The sequence below is a fragment of the Mesorhizobium sp. WSM1293 genome (genome assembly GCF_000513875.1).
Lineage (GTDB): Bacteria > Pseudomonadota > Alphaproteobacteria > Rhizobiales > Rhizobiaceae > Mesorhizobium > Mesorhizobium ciceri.
In genome coordinates this window covers 199,196-214,521 of the sequence record NZ_AZUV01000009.1, presented here as the reverse complement: position 1 = coordinate 214,521, position 15,326 = coordinate 199,196, and the positions used below count along the sequence as shown (strand labels likewise).

15 protein-coding genes are annotated in these 15,326 nt (G+C 63.1%); 14 read left to right on the top strand and 1 reads right to left on the bottom strand.

The window, feature by feature from the left end; translation table 11 throughout:
- The first annotated feature begins 64 nt into the window (after positions 1-64).
- The 8 genes from M729_RS0112745 to M729_RS0112710 all read left to right on the top strand — a co-directional run bounded on the left by M729_RS0112745 (position 65) and on the right by M729_RS0112710 (position 7,637).
- On the top strand, positions 65-1,057 hold the full coding sequence (locus M729_RS0112745) for a PhoH family protein (RefSeq protein ID WP_023758127.1): 993 nt from the start codon (positions 65-67) through the stop codon (positions 1,055-1,057).
- Positions 1,058-1,075: 18 nt separating this feature from the next.
- Positions 1,076-1,576 (top strand): rRNA maturation RNase YbeY, encoded by a 501-nt coding sequence (ybeY, locus tag M729_RS0112740; protein ID WP_032808361.1) that lies wholly within the window; start codon positions 1,076-1,078, stop codon positions 1,574-1,576.
- 28 nt (positions 1,577-1,604) lie between these two features.
- Positions 1,605-2,735, top strand: a complete 1,131-nt coding sequence (locus M729_RS0112735) for a hemolysin family protein (protein WP_027161765.1) — start codon at positions 1,605-1,607, stop codon at positions 2,733-2,735.
- 16 nt (positions 2,736-2,751) lie between these two features.
- On the top strand, positions 2,752-3,222 hold the full coding sequence (locus M729_RS0112730; RefSeq protein WP_032808360.1) for a VOC family protein: 471 nt from the start codon (positions 2,752-2,754) through the stop codon (positions 3,220-3,222).
- A 101-nt stretch (positions 3,223-3,323) separates the two neighbouring features.
- On the top strand, positions 3,324-4,916 hold the full coding sequence (gene lnt / locus M729_RS0112725; RefSeq protein ID WP_027161763.1) for an apolipoprotein N-acyltransferase: 1,593 nt from the start codon (positions 3,324-3,326) through the stop codon (positions 4,914-4,916).
- Positions 4,917-5,057: 141 nt separating this feature from the next.
- Complete coding sequence (locus M729_RS0112720) at positions 5,058-5,477, top strand: helix-turn-helix domain-containing protein (RefSeq protein WP_013527901.1); 420 nt, start codon at positions 5,058-5,060, stop codon at positions 5,475-5,477.
- Positions 5,478-5,646: 169 nt separating this feature from the next.
- The gene (gene metK / locus M729_RS0112715; RefSeq protein ID WP_024503461.1) at positions 5,647-6,912 is read left to right on the top strand and encodes a methionine adenosyltransferase; all 1,266 of its coding nucleotides are present in this window, start codon (positions 5,647-5,649) and stop codon (positions 6,910-6,912) included.
- Positions 6,913-6,935: 23 nt separating this feature from the next.
- A complete protein-coding gene (locus M729_RS0112710; protein ID WP_027161762.1) occupies positions 6,936-7,637 on the top strand; it encodes a tRNA (guanosine(46)-N(7))-methyltransferase TrmB in 702 nt (233 codons plus the stop codon).
- A 66-nt stretch (positions 7,638-7,703) separates the two neighbouring features.
- Here the strand turns inward: M729_RS0112710 and M729_RS1000000137100 are convergent, their stop codons facing one another.
- A complete protein-coding gene (locus M729_RS1000000137100) occupies positions 7,704-7,871 on the bottom strand; it encodes a hypothetical protein (protein WP_013527898.1) in 168 nt (55 codons plus the stop codon).
- A 299-nt stretch (positions 7,872-8,170) separates the two neighbouring features.
- Here M729_RS1000000137100 and rimP point away from each other — a divergent pair, with 299 nt between their 5' ends.
- From rimP to truB, 6 genes are all read left to right on the top strand, one after another.
- Positions 8,171-8,815 (top strand): ribosome maturation factor RimP, encoded by a 645-nt coding sequence (rimP, locus tag M729_RS0112700; RefSeq protein ID WP_027161761.1) that lies wholly within the window; start codon positions 8,171-8,173, stop codon positions 8,813-8,815.
- A gap of 49 nt (positions 8,816-8,864) precedes the next feature.
- Positions 8,865-10,460, top strand: coding sequence for a transcription termination factor NusA (gene nusA / locus M729_RS0112695; RefSeq protein ID WP_013527896.1), 1,596 nt, complete (start codon positions 8,865-8,867; stop codon positions 10,458-10,460).
- Positions 10,461-10,498: 38 nt separating this feature from the next.
- On the top strand, positions 10,499-11,149 hold the full coding sequence (locus tag M729_RS0112690) for an RNA-binding protein (RefSeq protein ID WP_024503463.1): 651 nt from the start codon (positions 10,499-10,501) through the stop codon (positions 11,147-11,149).
- Complete coding sequence (gene infB / locus M729_RS0112685) at positions 11,146-13,722, top strand: translation initiation factor IF-2 (protein ID WP_013527894.1); 2,577 nt, start codon at positions 11,146-11,148, stop codon at positions 13,720-13,722. The genes M729_RS0112690 and infB overlap by 4 nt, the downstream gene beginning before the upstream one ends.
- Before the next feature lie 125 nt (positions 13,723-13,847).
- Positions 13,848-14,288, top strand: a complete 441-nt coding sequence (rbfA, locus tag M729_RS0112680; RefSeq protein WP_024503464.1) for a 30S ribosome-binding factor RbfA — start codon at positions 13,848-13,850, stop codon at positions 14,286-14,288.
- Positions 14,288-15,283, top strand: a complete 996-nt coding sequence (gene truB, locus M729_RS0112675) for a tRNA pseudouridine(55) synthase TruB (RefSeq protein WP_027161760.1) — start codon at positions 14,288-14,290, stop codon at positions 15,281-15,283. The genes rbfA and truB overlap by 1 nt, the downstream gene beginning before the upstream one ends.
- The last annotated feature ends 43 nt before the right edge of the window (positions 15,284-15,326 follow it).

Genomic DNA, 15,326 nt, shown 5'->3' with positions numbered 1-15,326 from the left:
GAGACGGTTGAGCGCAGCAGAGCTGAAGAACCTGCCCCCGGTACCGGCATCTGGGGCTTCTGACATGGCGCACATCGTTCTGACTTTCGACAACAACAAGCTTGCCAGCGCCCTCTATGGTCAGTTCGACGAAAACCTCGCCCGGCTCGAGCAGAAGCTTGGCGTCGACATCCGCTCACGCGGCAACCAGCTGACCATCAAAGGGTCCGCTTCTGCCGCCGAGCAGGCGCGCCGCGCCCTGGACAATCTTTACGGCATTCTCCAGAAAGGCGTCGATATCGGCCAGTCCGACGTTGACGGCGCCGTGCGCATGGCGATTGCCGCCGACGATCAGTTGACCCTGCCAACGCTGGAACGCAAGGGCAAGGTCTCCGCCGCCCAGATCGCCACCCGCAAGAAGACGATCTATGCCCGTTCGCTCAACCAGGACGCCTACATGCGGGCGCTGGAACGGTCGGAACTGGTGTTCGGCATCGGCCCGGCCGGCACCGGCAAGACCTACCTGGCGGTGGCGCACGCGGCGATGCTGCTCGAGCGCGGTATGGTCGAGCGCATCATTCTCTCGCGGCCGGCGGTCGAGGCCGGCGAGCGGCTGGGCTTCCTGCCCGGCGACATGAAGGAGAAGGTCGATCCCTATCTGCGGCCGCTCTATGACGCGCTCTACGACATGATGCCGGCCGACAAGGTCGAGCGCGCCATTGCCGCCGAAGTGATCGAAATCGCGCCGCTTGCCTTCATGCGCGGCCGCACGCTGGCGCATGCCGCCGTCATCCTCGACGAGGCGCAGAACACCACGCCGATGCAGATGAAGATGTTCCTGACGCGTCTGGGCGAAAACTCGCGCATGATCGTCACCGGCGATCCGACCCAGATCGACCTTCCCTCGAACACCAAATCGGGCCTGGTCGAAGCCTTGCGGGTGCTGGACGGCGTGGCGGGCGCGGTCACCGTGCGCTTCAACGACGGCGACGTGGTCCGCCATCCGCTGGTGGCGGAAATCGTCAGGGCCTACGACCGGGACGCCAAGCTGGCGCGTGGCCTCGGCGCCGAGAATTGATGTTGGCGATGCGGCTTCATGCCTGAGGACATAATATCCGGCGACGGGAATATTCCCGTCGACATCGACATAGCGGTTGAGGCGGGCAACTGGCCCGACGAGGCAAGCCTGACGCGGCTGGTCGATCGGGCCGTTAAGGCGGCTTTTGCCGAAATCGGCGTGGCGGGCCGTTCCGAACTCAGTCTCGTTTTTTCCGACGACGCCCATATCCAGGTTCTCAACGCCGGCTGGCGCGGCAAGGACAAACCGACCAACGTCTTGTCTTTCCCGGCTTTTCCGTTTGCGCAGGGCGGTCCGTTGCCGCCGATGCTGGGCGACATCGTGCTGGCCGCCGAAACGGTCGCCCATGAAGCGGTACTGGAAGACAAGCCTGTCGAGAACCATATCACCCATCTCGTCATCCACGGCCTGCTGCATCTGCTGGGCTACGATCACGAGACCGAGGCCGAGGCCGAGGCGATGGAAGCCGTCGAACGCGCGGCGCTTGCAAGGCTTGCCATTCCCGACCCCTACGCGTAACTACATCTGACCAATTGACCGGACGACGATGAACGACAAACCAGAGACTGCCGCCCGCCCCGACGCCGGCAGTGCAACCAAGGCTTCCGATACGTCGGAAGAGGGATCAAGTCCGAGTACCGTTGCCTCTGGTGCTAGCAGTACCTCTGCTGCTGCCGGCACCTCTGGTGCTGCCAGCATCGGCAGCGCTGCCAGCGAGACATCGCCTGCCGGTCCCTCCCTGTTCGACCGCGTTCTTGGCCTGTTCAGGCAACGCAACGGAACCAGCCTGCGGGAGGAAATCGCCGGCGCGCTTGCCGAGACAACGAGCGATGCCGGCGCCTTCTCGCCCGGCGAACGCGCCATGCTCAACAACATCCTGCGGCTGCGCGAAGTGCGCGTCGAGGACGTCATGGTGCCGCGCGCCGACATTCAAGGGGTCGAAATCACGACGACGCTCGGCGATCTGCTGGGCACCTTTGAGCAATCCGGCCATTCCCGCATGCCGGTCTATTCAGAGACCCTCGATGATCCGCGCGGCATGGTCCATATCCGTGATGTGCTGGCCCACATCACCAAGATCGCGCGCGTCAAGAAGGGCCGCTCGACCAGGAAAACACCCGTCGCCACGGTTCTCGATCTCGCCCAGGTCGATCTCGCACGCACCATTGGCGACCTCAATCTGATCCGCCCGGTGCTGTTCGTGCCGCCGTCGATGCTCGCCTCCGACCTGATGGCTCGCATGCAGACGACGCGCACGCAAATGGCGCTGGTCATCGATGAATATGGCGGCACCGACGGCCTTGCCTCGCTGGAAGACATCGTCGAGATGGTGGTCGGCGACATCGAGGACGAGCATGACGACGACGAGCCGATGATCACCCAGAGCGGCGACGGCGTGTTCATCGTCGATGGCAAGGCCGAGATCGACGACGTCGCCAAGATGATCGGCGGGGATTTCGCCGCCGGTGAACATGGCGAATATGTCGACACCATCGGCGGCATGATTTTCAACACGCTTGGCCGTGTTCCGGCCCGCGGCGAGGTGGTACAGGCCATACCCGGTTTTGAATTTCACGTCCTCGACGCTGATCCGCGCCGCGTCAAGCGCGTGCGCATCGTGCAGAGCCAGAAGGGTGAGCGTCGCCGGCGTGCCACGGCGCGCACCGAACAGGCGTGAGCGTTTCGCTCGCACGATGACTATCGACGACCCGTTCAAGCATCCAAGTCTGGGCTCTGGTGTTTTCTACAAGGATCCGCATGCCGCGCTGGACTGGCTCGAGGCGGCTTTCGGCTTCGAGCGCAGCATGGTGGTCAGCGATGCCGAGGGAAAGCTCATCCATGCAGAGATGCGGTTCGGCGACAGCTACATCATCGTCGATTCCGAATGGAGCGATTACGTCGCCAGCCCGGCTTCGATCTCGGGCAAGAACACGCAGTCGATCTATGTCAGGCTGAAGGGTGGCCTGGATGCGCATTGCGAGCAAGCGCGAGCCCTCGACGCTGATATAATCCAGAAGCCGGCGGATCAGTTCTACGGTGAGCGCCAGTATCGTGCACGCGACCCCGAGGGCCATGTCTGGACGTTCACGCAGACCATCCGTTCGGTTCCGCGCGAGGAGGCCGAGCGGCTGGGGGGCGTTCAAATCGAGGGTTGGCACCGGTAGGCAGGGCCGGAGCTGTGCATCTCAGCCAGCCCATCCGCCGTTTGGAGCGCGGAGCGCAGCCTGTTAAATCTTGTGTCCTGATTCGCGACTCGGAAGTATGCATGGAGCGCCTCACCGGCCGGATAATTCTGCTTTGGGGTTGGCGGCGTGCGCTCGTGGCGTTTCTCGCCGGCGCCCTCGCGGTGCTTGGGCAGGCGCCTTACGACTTCTTCGCCGCCTGTTTCGTCTCGTTCCCGCTGCTGGTCTGGCTGCTCGACGGCGCCACCGGCGAAGCTTCAGGCAGTCTGTTCCGGCGTCTGCGGCCGGCTTTCGCCGTCGGTTGGTGGTTCGGTTTCGGCTATTTCCTCGCCGGCCTCTGGTGGATCGGCTCGGCGCTGCTGGTCGAGGCCGACAGCTTTGCCTGGGCGCTTCCCTTCGCGGTGGTCGGCATTCCTTTCATGCTCGCCTTTTTCTATGGCTTTGCGGCAATCGTTGCCCGGCTGCTGTGGAGCAACGACATTGGCCGCATCGCCGCCCTTGCCTTCGGCTTCGGCCTGGCGGAATGGCTGCGCGATTTCCTGTTCACCGGTTTTCCCTGGAATGCCGTCGGCTACGCGGCCATGCCCGTGCCGCTGCTGATGCAGAGCGTCTCGGTGACGGGCATGATCGGCATGAACGCGCTCGCGGTGTTCGTCTTCGCACTGCCGGCACTGCTGGCGGCACGTCGGCACCTGCGCCTCGGCGCGGCACTGTTTGTCGTGCTCGTCGCTGCCCATGTCGGCTTCGGCTATATCAGGCTTGCCGCTCCCGAATCGCCAGCTTCACGCAGCCTGGATGTCCGCATTGTCCAGCCGGCCGTGGACCTGTCGGAAAAATGGGATGCCTCGGTGCGCGACCGCATCTTCGCGGTCCTGATGGGGCTCTCGGGCAAGGCGCCGGATCCAGGCCATCAAAAGCCGCAACTGATCCTGTGGCCCGAAACCTCGGTGCCGTTCCTCTTCACCGAGCGTCCGGACGCATTGACGGCGCTGGGGGATATGCTCGGACCCGGCCAGATGCTGATTGCCGGCGTCGTCCGCGAGGAAGGCGGCTCGGCCGCAAATGCCGACAGCCGCTACTACAACTCCGTGGTGGCGATCGACGACAAGGGTGAAATCACCGACGCCGTCGACAAGGTTCACCTGGTGCCGTTCGGCGAATACCTGCCTTTCGCCGATCTGCTCCAGCGTTTCGGCATCGAGCAACTGGTTGCCGGGCCGATGAGTTTCGCGGCCGGCAATGAGCGGCACGCCATTACGCTGCCCGACGGCATCCGTGCGCTGCCATTTATCTGTTATGAGGTGATCTTTCCCGATCTTGTGGCAGTTGACGCTGCGTCAGCGCAGCTTATTGTGAACGTTACCAATGATGCGTGGTTCGGCGACACGCCGGGTCCGTATCAGCATTTCAGGCAGGCCCAGATCCGTGCGGTGGAAAATGGATTGCCATTGGTGCGTGCCGCCAACAACGGCATCTCGGCCGTCGTCGATCCGCGCGGGCGCATCGTCGATGCGCTTGCTATCGACGCGCGCGGCGCCATCGATGCCCACATACCGACTTCCGGACAGGCGCTCATATCTCCCGGCCAACGGCGCATTAACGGAATGCTGATCATGTTGCTGTTTGCCGTTGGGGCAGCGCTGTTGAACGTAAGGCAAAGGCTACGGGTGAATTGACAGCCAACACATTAGAAACTCATACTGTAAGTGCCTGAAAATTTCTCGAAGCCGGTGGATCGTTCTGTTGGGGCAGTTGCCTCCGGCTTTGTTTGGGCAGGAAAAAAATAGAGAAAGCCGAAAAAATTCGGCGAGGAAAAAATGACAGAAGATAACAAGAAGAAACCGAATCCGATCGACATCCATGTTGGCAGTCGCATTCGGCTTCGCCGCAACATGCTTGGAATGAGCCAGGAAAAGCTGGGAGAAAACCTCGGCATCACATTTCAACAGATTCAGAAATATGAAAAGGGCACCAACCGCGTCGGCGCCAGCCGTCTGCAGGCGATCGCGTCCATACTCGGCGTGCCTGTCGCTTTCTTTTTTGAGGATGCGCCCGGCCAGGAGCCTGTGGCGGGCCGTGGATTTGCCGAGGACGCCTCGATGGCCTTCGCCGTCGAATTCTGCGGCAGCCCTGAAGGCCTTCAGCTCAACCGGGCCTTTGTCAAGATCGCCGACGCCAAGGTGCGCCGCAGGATCATAGACCTGGTCAAGTCCCTCTCCGCCGACGATCCCGACTGATCCTCAATCACGCCAGGACCGGCGGCGCCCCGCCGCCGGTGGCACAAGATAACGGCATCGACATTCATGCCAGAGCCGAAGCACCGCTTGACGAGCGGCGCTTCGCCCCGCTAACACGTGGCGCGCCAAAATCGGCAGCCTGCCGATCGTTTTTCAAGAGGGGACACCCGTGACGCGGCAGAACTACTTCTTTACCTCGGAATCCGTTGCCGAGGGCCATCCTGACAAAGTCTGTGACCGGATTTCCGACGAGATCGTCGATCTGGTCTATCGCGAAGCCAAGAAGACCGGCATGGACCCGTGGAAAGTCCGTGTCGCCTGCGAGACGCTGGCCACCACCAACCGTGTCGTCATCGCCGGCGAAGTGCGCGTCCCGGAAACGCTGCTGAAGAAGGACAAGGCAGGCAACATCCTCAAGGATGCCGCCGGCCATCCGGTCGTCAATCCGGCCAAGTTCAAATCGGTCGCCCGCAAGGCGATCCGCGAAATCGGCTACGAGCAGGCCGGCTTCCACTGGAAAACGGCGAAGATCGAGGTTCTGCTGCACGGCCAGTCGCCTGACATCGGCCAGGGCGTCGACAACGCTGCCGACCGTCAGGGCGAAGAGGGTGCCGGCGACCAGGGCATCATGTTCGGTTATGCCTGCCGCGAGACGCCGGATTTGATGCCGGCGCCGATCTACTACAGCCACAAGATCCTCGAACTGCTGGCTGCTGCCCGTCACGAAGGCAGCGGTGAAGCCGGCAGGCTCGGGCCGGATGCCAAGAGCCAGGTCACCGTTCGCTATGTCGATGGCAAGGCCGCCGAGGCGACGCAGATCGTGCTGTCCACGCAGCATCTCGATGCGAGCTGGGATTCGAAGAAGGTCCGCAAGGTCGTCGAACCCTATATCCGCGAGGCGCTGGGCGACCTCAAGATCGCCGACGATTGCATGTGGTACATCAATCCGACCGGCAAGTTCGTCATCGGCGGGCCGGACGGCGACGCCGGCCTGACCGGCCGCAAGATCATCGTCGACACCTACGGTGGTGCCGCACCCCATGGCGGCGGCGCCTTCTCCGGCAAGGACACCACCAAGGTGGATCGTTCGGCAGCCTATGCGGCGCGCTACCTGGCCAAGAACGTGGTGGCGGCGAAACTCGCCGACCGCTGCACCATCCAGCTTTCCTACGCCATCGGCGTCGCCCAGCCGCTGTCGGTCTATGTCGACTTGCATGGTACCGGCAAGGTCGACGAGGCAAAGCTCGAGGACGCGCTGCGCACGGTGATGGATCTGTCGCCGTCGGGCATCCGCCGTCACCTCGATCTCAACAAACCGATCTACGCCAAGACGTCGTCCTACGGCCATTTCGGCCGCAAGGCCGGCCGTGATGGGTCTTTCTCCTGGGAAAAGACCGATCTCGCCAAGGCGCTCAAGGACGCGGTCGCCGCCTGACAGCGGCGCCGCGAAGTCCCGCCATGGATCCGAAGGACAGACCAAGCCGCGCGACCGAAGCCTTTTTCGGTCGCCGGCGCGGCAAGACCATGCGTCCGCAACAGGCGGCCGCGCTGGAAAGCGGCTTCGGTGCATATCGGCTCGACCTGGCGGCCGAGCCGCCGGCCGATCTGCAAACTTTGTTTCAAGCCGATGTCAGCGCGGTTCGCCTCGAGATTGGCTTCGGCGGTGGCGAACATCTCCTGCACCGCGCGACCGAGGCGCCTTCGATCGGCTTTATCGGCGTCGAGCCCTTCGTCAACGGCATGGCCAAGATGATGATGGCGGTGCGCGAGAAACCGCTCGCCAATCTGCGGGTTTATGACGACGACGCCACAAGGCTGCTCGACTGGCTGCCGCAGGCCTCGCTCGGCGGCATCGATCTGCTCTATCCCGACCCCTGGCCGAAGAAGAAACACTGGAAGCGACGTTTCGTAAGCCCGGTCAATCTCGAGCGGTTCGCGCGCGTGCTGAAGCCTGGTTCAAAATTCCGCTTCGCCTCCGACATCGACACCTATGTCAACTGGACCTTGCTGCATTGCCGCGCGCATGGCGCGTTCGCATGGCAGGCTTGCGAGGCGGCGGACTGGCACCGGCCCTATGATGGTTGGCCGGGCACCCGTTACGAGGCCAAGGCCATTCGTGAGGGCCGGCGGCCGGCCTATCTTACCTTCATTCGGAAATAGGCTCGCGGTCTTAGAGCAATTCCAGGAAAAGTGTGAAACGGTTTTCCGTCCGGAATTGCGTCAAAGCTAGAATCGGCGGCCGATGCGATCGAAGGCGGCAGGCTCGACGCCGAGGTTGCGCAGGTCGTCGGCGCGCGGCCTGCGACCGGCTTCCACGGCCCGTGAAGCGGCCACGGCGCTGCCGAATACGGTGAAGAAGTCGCCTATTGCAGAAAATATCTTGCGATTGCTCATGATCATGTCCTTTCGCGCACGTGTGGCGCACGGCCACCTTTGTGCAGCGCAGCGTAAGTAGGTGCGTTTCAGCGCCAATCCCATGGGGGCCGCCGCATGGGCGCCATGCGCTCCATGCAACGCTGGCGGGGGCCACCTCGATGGCAGCGTTGCCCGACCAGCATAGCGGGCTTGAAACACAGGCCGCGATCGTCTATATCAGCCTCAAATTCTTGGTCGGTATGACGAAGAGTGGGTCCACCCGGTCCCGCTCTTTTTTATTACCTGCCGATAACTTGGTAGAGAACGACAGGGCTTCAATGACTGCAACGGCAAGCGAGGGCGACGATCGCATCATCCGCGAAAGCGGCATCGATGCGCGCATCGCGCTGATCGTCCAGCCGGTTCTGCGCGGCATCGGCTTCCGCCTCGTGCGGGTGCATCTGTCGGGCCAGAACGGGCTGACGCTGCAGATCATGGCCGAACGCGAGGACGGCACCATGACCGTCGAGGATTGCGAAGAGGTCAGCCGCGCGGTGTCGCCGGCGCTCGATGTCGATGATCCGATCGAAAAGGCCTATCATCTTGAAGTCTCGTCGCCCGGCATCGACCGGCCGCTGGTCCGCAAATCGGATTTCACGACCTGGACGGGTCATCTGGTGAAAATGGAAACATCGATGGTCGTCGCCGACCGCAAGCGCTTCAAGGGCAAGATCGCCGAAGCCGGCGAAGACGATGTGCTGATCGAGCGCGACAAGGCAGCCTATGGCGAGGAGCCGACGGTGCGCGTCCCCTATGACGCGATTGCCGATGTGCGCCTGATCCTGACCGACGATCTCATCCGCGATGCCCTGTCGAAGGACAACAGGGCGCGCAAGGAAGCCAAGAAGCGCCGCGGCGAACCGGACGACGACGAGTCGGGTGCGGAAGCGGACGCCACGGAAGAACACGAACAGGAACTATGATTGAGCTGCCGGGCGCAAAAGTCCGGCAAACAAGCTCGGGAGAAAAACGATGGTTGTAAGCGCCAACAGACTTGAATTGCTGCAGATCGCCGACGCGGTCGCGCGTGAAAAGTCGATCGACAAGTCGATCGTCATCGCCGCCATGGCCGATGCGATCCAGAAGGCGGCGCGCTCGCGTTACGGTCAGGAGACCAACATCCGCGCCGACATCAACCCGAACACCGGTGAGATGAAGCTGCAGCGGCTGATGGAAGTGGTCGAGAAGGTCGATGACTATGCCACGCAGATCGCCATTTCCTCGGCTCGCGAGCGCAATCCCGACGCCCAGCTCGGCGACTTCATCGCCGAACAGCTGCCGCCCATGGATTTCGGCCGCATCGCCGCCCAGTCGGCCAAGCAGGTCATCGTCCAGAAGGTCCGCGAGGCCGAACGCGACCGCCAGTATGACGAGTACAAGGACCGCATCGGCGAGATCGTCAACGGTACCGTCAAGCGCGTCGAATACGGCAATGTCATCGTCGATCTCGGCCGCGGCGAAGCGATCATCCGTCGCGATGAGCTGATCCCGCGCGAGAACTACAAATATGGCGATCGCGTCCGCGCCTATGTCTACGATGTGCGCCGCGAGCAGCGCGGCCCGCAGATTTTCCTGTCGCGCACCCATCCGCAGTTCATGGCCAAGCTGTTCACCATGGAAGTGCCGGAAATCTATGACGGCATCATCGAGATCAAGTCGGTCGCCCGCGACCCAGGTTCGCGCGCCAAGATCGCCGTCATCTCGCGGGACTCTTCGATCGATCCGGTCGGCGCCTGCGTCGGCATGCGCGGCAGTCGCGTCCAGGCCGTCGTCGGCGAATTGCAGGGTGAGAAGATCGACATCATTCCGTGGTCGCCTTCTGCGGCGTCCTTCATCGTCAATGCGCTGCAGCCGGCGGAAGTCGCCAAGGTCGTGCTCGACGAGGATGCCGAACGCATCGAAGTCGTGGTTCCCGACGACCAGCTGTCGCTGGCCATCGGTCGCCGCGGCCAGAATGTGCGTCTGGCTTCGCAGCTGACCGGTTGGGATATCGACATCCTGACCGAAGCCGAAGAATCCGAGCGCCGCCAGAAGGAATTCGTCGAGCGTTCGTCGCTGTTCATGGAAGCCCTCGACGTCGACGAGATGGTCGGCCAGGTGCTGGCCTCCGAAGGTTTCACCAGCGTTGAGGAAGTCGCTTATGTCGATTCCGGCGAGATCGCCTCTATTGACGGTTTCGACGAGGACACCGCTTCGGAAATCCAGACCCGCGCCCGCGAATATCTGGAGAAGATCGAGGCCGAGCACGACGACAAGCGCAAGGCGCTCGGCGTTTCGGACGAATTGCGCGAAATCCCCGGCGTCACCACCGCCATGATGGTGACGCTTGGCGAGGATGGCGTGAAGACGATCGAGGATTTCGCCGGCTATGCCGCCGACGACCTGACCGGCTGGAAGGAACGCAAGGACGGCGAGACAAAAGTCTATCCGGGCGTGCTGGCCAATCATGGCGTGACCCGCGCAGACGCCGAACAGATGGTTCTGGCCGCCCGCCTCAAGGCCGGCTGGATCACCGAAGACGAGCTTGCAGCCGAAGAAGTCTCGGCTGACGAAGCCGTTGGTGCGTGAGGTGAAACCGCATCGCACCGAACCCGCCCTTGGACGAGATGAACGATCGCACCTGCATCGTTACGCGCAAACAAGCCGAACCGGATGATCTGATCCGGTTCGTCGTCGGCCCGGATTCGGCCGTCGTTCCCGACATCAAGAGAAATCTGCCCGGCCGCGGTTGCTGGGTGAGCGCCGACCGCCTACATATCGACAAGGCTGCGGCGAAGAACCTCTTTGCCCGCGCCTTCAAGGCACAGGTGGTCGTGCCGCCCGATCTTGGCGGCATGGTCGACGGGCTGCTTTCCAGGCACGCTCTGGGCATGCTTGGTCTTGCCCGCAAGGCAGGCGCAATTTCGCTTGGTGCTACCAAGGTCGAGAGCGCGGTGCGCGGCGGATTGGCGCTTTTCGTGCTGCATGCTTCCGAGGCGTCCGATGACGGCGTGCGCAAGATCAGCCAGGCGCGACGGGCGACGGTCCATCTCGGTGGGCCCGCTATCCTTGCCTACAAACTTTTCTCCGAGGCCGAGTTGAGCTTGGCATTGGGGGGTACAAATGTGATACATGCTGCCGTTCTCGCGGGAGACGCGGGCAGGGCGGTCCAGAAGCGCATGGTTGCGCTCGACCGGTATCGGGGCGGTTCCCCGGACGATCTGGCAATGCTTGCGGCTGTTGCTGACGAAGATGATGCCGCAGAGGATATGGAATGAGCGATACGAAATCGGGTGACGACAATACGCTGAGTGTGACGCCGAAGAAGACCTTGACGCTGAAGCGCCCCGGTATGGAACAGGGCACTGTGCGCCAGAACTTCTCGCACGGCCGCACCAAGCAGGTCGTCGTCGAAACCAAGAAGCGCAAGTTCTCGATGCCCGGCGACAAGCCGGAGCCTGTTGCCGCCCCCGTCTTCACACCGAAGCCGGCGGTCGTGGCCGCACCCGTCGTCGTGCCGGAAGCACCGAAGGCGCCGCCACCCCCGCCGCCCCCGGCCCCGGTCGAGCGCAGCGGCATGGTGCTGAACGAACTGTCGCGCAGTGAAATGGAAGCACGCCGCAGGGCGCTCGAGGGCTCGAAGGTTCGCGAGGTCGAGGACCGCCAGCGAGCCGCCGAGGATGCCAAGCGTCGCGCCGAGGACGAAGAGCGCCGCAAGCGCGAACGCGATGAATCCGCGCGCCGCCAGGCCGAGGAAGAAGCACGGTTGCAGACCGAGGCCGAATCCCGCCGTCGGGCTGAGGAAGAGGCGCGTCGCCGCGCGCCATTGGCTGCCGAACTGGCAACAGTCGATGACGAGGAAGTGGCCAAGCCGAAGCGGGTTGGCGCCGGCGCACCGGTGCGCCGTCCGGTCACGCCTGAAGTGGCGCGTCCGGCCAAGCCGACCAAGAGCGAGGAAGATCGCCGCCGTGGCAAGCTGACGCTGAATTCGGCATTGTCCGACGAAGATGCGCGAGCCCGTTCGCTGTCGTCGATGCGTCGCCGCCAGGAAAAATTCAAGCGCGCGATGCACAATGAGCCGCGCGAGAAAGTCATGCGCGAAGTGATCCTGCCAGAGACCATCACCATCCAGGAACTGGCGCAACGCATGTCCGAGCGCGCGGTCGACCTGGTCAAGTTCTTCATGAAGCAGGGCCAGATCCTGAAGCCGGGCGACGTTATCGACGCCGACACGGCCGAGCTGGTCGCCACCGAATTCGGCCACACGGTCCGCCGCGTCGCCGAGTCCGACATCGAGGAAGGCCTGTTCAACATCGCCGACAATGCCGAGGACCTGGTTTCGCGTCCGCCGGTCGTGACGATCATGGGTCACGTCGATCATGGCAAGACCTCGCTGCTCGACGCGATCCGCAACGCCAATGTCGTCTCCGGCGAAGCCGGCGGCATCACCCAGCATATCGGCGCCTACCAGGTCGAGAAGAATGGTCACAAGATCACCTTCATCGACACGCCCGGCCACGCCGCCTTCACGGCGATGCGTGCTCGTGGCGCCCAGGCGACCGATATTGCCATCCTGGTGGTTGCGGCCGATGACAGCGTCATGCCGCAGACGATCGAATCGATCAGCCATGCCAAGGCGGCCGGCGTTCCGATCATCGTGGCGATCAACAAGATCGACAAACATGATGCCGATCCGCAGAAGGTGCGCTCCGAACTGCTGCGCCACGAGGTTTTCGTCGAATCCATGGGCGGTGAAGTTCTGGACGTCGAAGTGTCGGCGACCAAGGGCACCAATCTCGACAAACTGCTTGAGGCGATCCTGCTGCAGGCCGAAATTCTCGACCTGAAGGCCAATCCGGACCGTACCGCCGAAGGCGTCGTCATCGAGGCCCAGCTCGACAAGGGCCGTGGTCCCGTTGCCACCGTGCTGGTGCAGACCGGCACGCTGATGCCGGGCGACATCCTCGTTGCCGGCAATGAATGGGGCCGGGTGCGTGCGCTGGTCAACGATCGTGGCGTGCAGATCAAGGAAGCGCCGCCGGCGATGCCGGTGGAAGTGCTTGGCTTGCAGGGCACCCCGCAAGCCGGCGATCGCTTCGCCGTGGTCAACAACGAGGCCCGTGCCCGCGAGATCACCGAATACCGCCAGCGTCTGGCGCGCGAGAAGGCGGTTGCCAAGCATGCCGGCCAGCGCGGTTCGCTCGAGCAGATGATGTCGCAATTGCAGACAAGCGGGCTGAAGGAATTCCCGCTGGTCATCAAGGGCGACGTGCAGGGCTCGATCGAGGCGATCAACGCCGCACTCGACAAGCTCGGCACCGACGAGGTTCGTGCACGCATCGTCCATGCCGGCGCCGGCGCCATCACCGAAAGCGACGTGTCGCTGGCCGAGACTTCGGGTGCCGCGATCATCGGCTTCAACGTCCGCGCCAACGTCCAGGCACGTGCCGCTGCTGCGGCGGCCGGCATCGAGATCCGCTACTACTCGATCATCTACAACCTTGTGGATGACGTGAAGGCGGCTCTGTCGGGCCTGCTGTCGCCGGAACGTCGCGAGACCTTCATCGGCAATGCGCAGATCCTCGAAATCTTCGACATCACCAAGGTCGGCAAGATCGCCGGCTGCCGTGTCACCGAAGGCAAGGTCGAGCGTGGTGCGGGCGTGCGCCTGATCCGCGACAACGTCGTCATCCACGAAGGCACGCTGAAGACGCTGAAGCGCTTCAAGGACGAAGTTTCGGAAGTCCCCGGCGGCCAGGAGTGCGGCATGGCCTTCCAGAACTACGAGGACATGCGCGTCGGCGACGTCATCGAGTGCTTCCGCGTCGAGATGGTGACCCGGACACTCTGAGTTCGAGTGACTTGTCCATACCGGGCGGTGGTCGAAAGGCCGCCGCCCCAAGTCTATTGAGAATGCCCATATGAGACATGCGGCACGGTTCCATCCCGCGCCTCACGCTTTCAGGATTGAGAAAAATGCCCCGTCCAACCGCATCCAGCCCATCCCAGCGCATGCTGCGCGTCGCCGAACAGGTGCGCCATGCGCTATCCGAAACCCTGCAGCGCGGCGAGATCATCGATCCGCTGATCGAGAACACCGTGGTGTCGGTCTCGGAAGTGCGCATGTCGCCCGATTTGAAGGTCGCAACCGCTTTCGTCTCGCCGCTCGGCGCCAAAGATGCCGATGCGGTGGTCGAGGCGCTGAACAAGCATGCGAAATTCGTCCGTGGCCGTGTCTCCGGCGCGCTGCGGCAGATGAAGTTCATGCCGGAGTTCCGCTTCAAGCTCGACACCTCCTTCGACAATTTTGCCAGGATCAACGACCTCTTGAAATCGCCGGAAGTGGCGCGCGATCTGGGTCCTGAGGACCAGGAAAACGCAGACCAGGACAAAGACGACAACAAGGACACCGAATAGTGGCGCGTCGCGGCAAGAAGAAGGGCCGGCCGATCTCGGGCTGGCTGATCCTGGACAAGCCGGTCGGCATGGGCTCGACCGAAGCCGTCTCCAAGATCAAATGGCTGTTCCAGGCGGAAAAGGCCGGCCATGCAGGCACGCTCGACCCGCTGGCATCCGGCATGCTGCCGATCGCGCTTGGCGAGGCTACCAAGACCGTGCCTTACGTGCAGGACGGCGCCAAAATCTATCGCTTCACCGTTGCCTGGGGACAGGAGCGTTCGACCGATGACCTCGAAGGTCCGGTGACGAAAGAATCCGACCTGCGTCCGTCGGAAGCCCAACTGCTCGCCCTGCTGCCGAAATACACCGGCGTCATCATGCAGACGCCGCCGCAATTCTCGGCCATCAAGATCGCAGGCGAGCGCGCCTATGATCTGGCCCGCGACGGCGCGACGGTCGACATACCCGCGCGCGAGATCGAGATCGGCCGTCTGGACGTTGTCGAGCATGGCGCCGACCATACTGTTTTCGAGGTCGAGTGCGGCAAGGGCACCTATGTGCGCTCGCTGGCCCGCGACATGGGCCGCGACATCGGCTGCTTCGGTCACATCTCCGAATTGCGCCGGGTCGAGGTCGAGCCGTTCACCTCGGAAGACTTCGTCACCATCGCCGAACTGGAAGCCGCCCGTTTCGGTGTGGAGGAGGTCGACAGCTCGGACATGACAGAAGCCGCTGACACGGCAGAGGCTGCCGACAAGGTGGAAGCGCCAATCGACTTCGACGCCATCGATGCGCTTCTGGTCGACACGTCGGCTGCCCTCGATTGCCTGCCGCAGATCGCCATCAGCGATGACGCGGCAACCAAGATCCGCCTCGGCAACCCGGTCATCATCCGCGGCCGCGACGCACCGGTGGAAGCCGAAGAAGCCTGCGCCACGGCGCGCGGCAAGCTGGTCGCCATCGGTGCCATTGAGCAAGGCATGTTCAAGCCCAAGCGGGTCTTTGCCGGTTGATTCCTGTCGTCTAATGTCGAGGCGAGGACTCGCACGAGGGGCA

Excerpts from the sequence above, each read along its gene's own strand:
- M729_RS0112745 (WP_023758127.1), top strand. The coding sequence starts at position 65 with ATGGCGCACATCGTTCTGACTTTCGACAACAACAAGCTTGCCAGCGCC.
- ybeY (WP_032808361.1), top strand. The coding sequence starts at position 1,076 with ATGCCTGAGGACATAATATCCGGCGACGGGAATATTCCCGTCGACATC.
- M729_RS0112735 (WP_027161765.1), top strand. The coding sequence starts at position 1,605 with ATGAACGACAAACCAGAGACTGCCGCCCGCCCCGACGCCGGCAGTGCA.
- M729_RS0112730 (WP_032808360.1), top strand. The coding sequence starts at position 2,752 with ATGACTATCGACGACCCGTTCAAGCATCCAAGTCTGGGCTCTGGTGTT.
- lnt (WP_027161763.1), top strand. The coding sequence starts at position 3,324 with ATGGAGCGCCTCACCGGCCGGATAATTCTGCTTTGGGGTTGGCGGCGT.
- M729_RS0112720 (WP_013527901.1), top strand. The coding sequence starts at position 5,058 with ATGACAGAAGATAACAAGAAGAAACCGAATCCGATCGACATCCATGTT.
- M729_RS0112710 (WP_027161762.1), top strand. The coding sequence starts at position 6,936 with ATGGATCCGAAGGACAGACCAAGCCGCGCGACCGAAGCCTTTTTCGGT.
- M729_RS1000000137100 (WP_013527898.1), bottom strand. The coding sequence starts at position 7,871 with ATGAGCAATCGCAAGATATTTTCTGCAATAGGCGACTTCTTCACCGTA.
- rimP (WP_027161761.1), top strand. The coding sequence starts at position 8,171 with ATGACTGCAACGGCAAGCGAGGGCGACGATCGCATCATCCGCGAAAGC.
- nusA (WP_013527896.1), top strand. The coding sequence starts at position 8,865 with ATGGTTGTAAGCGCCAACAGACTTGAATTGCTGCAGATCGCCGACGCG.
- M729_RS0112690 (WP_024503463.1), top strand. The coding sequence starts at position 10,499 with ATGAACGATCGCACCTGCATCGTTACGCGCAAACAAGCCGAACCGGAT.
- infB (WP_013527894.1), top strand. The coding sequence starts at position 11,146 with ATGAGCGATACGAAATCGGGTGACGACAATACGCTGAGTGTGACGCCG.
- rbfA (WP_024503464.1), top strand. The coding sequence starts at position 13,848 with ATGCCCCGTCCAACCGCATCCAGCCCATCCCAGCGCATGCTGCGCGTC.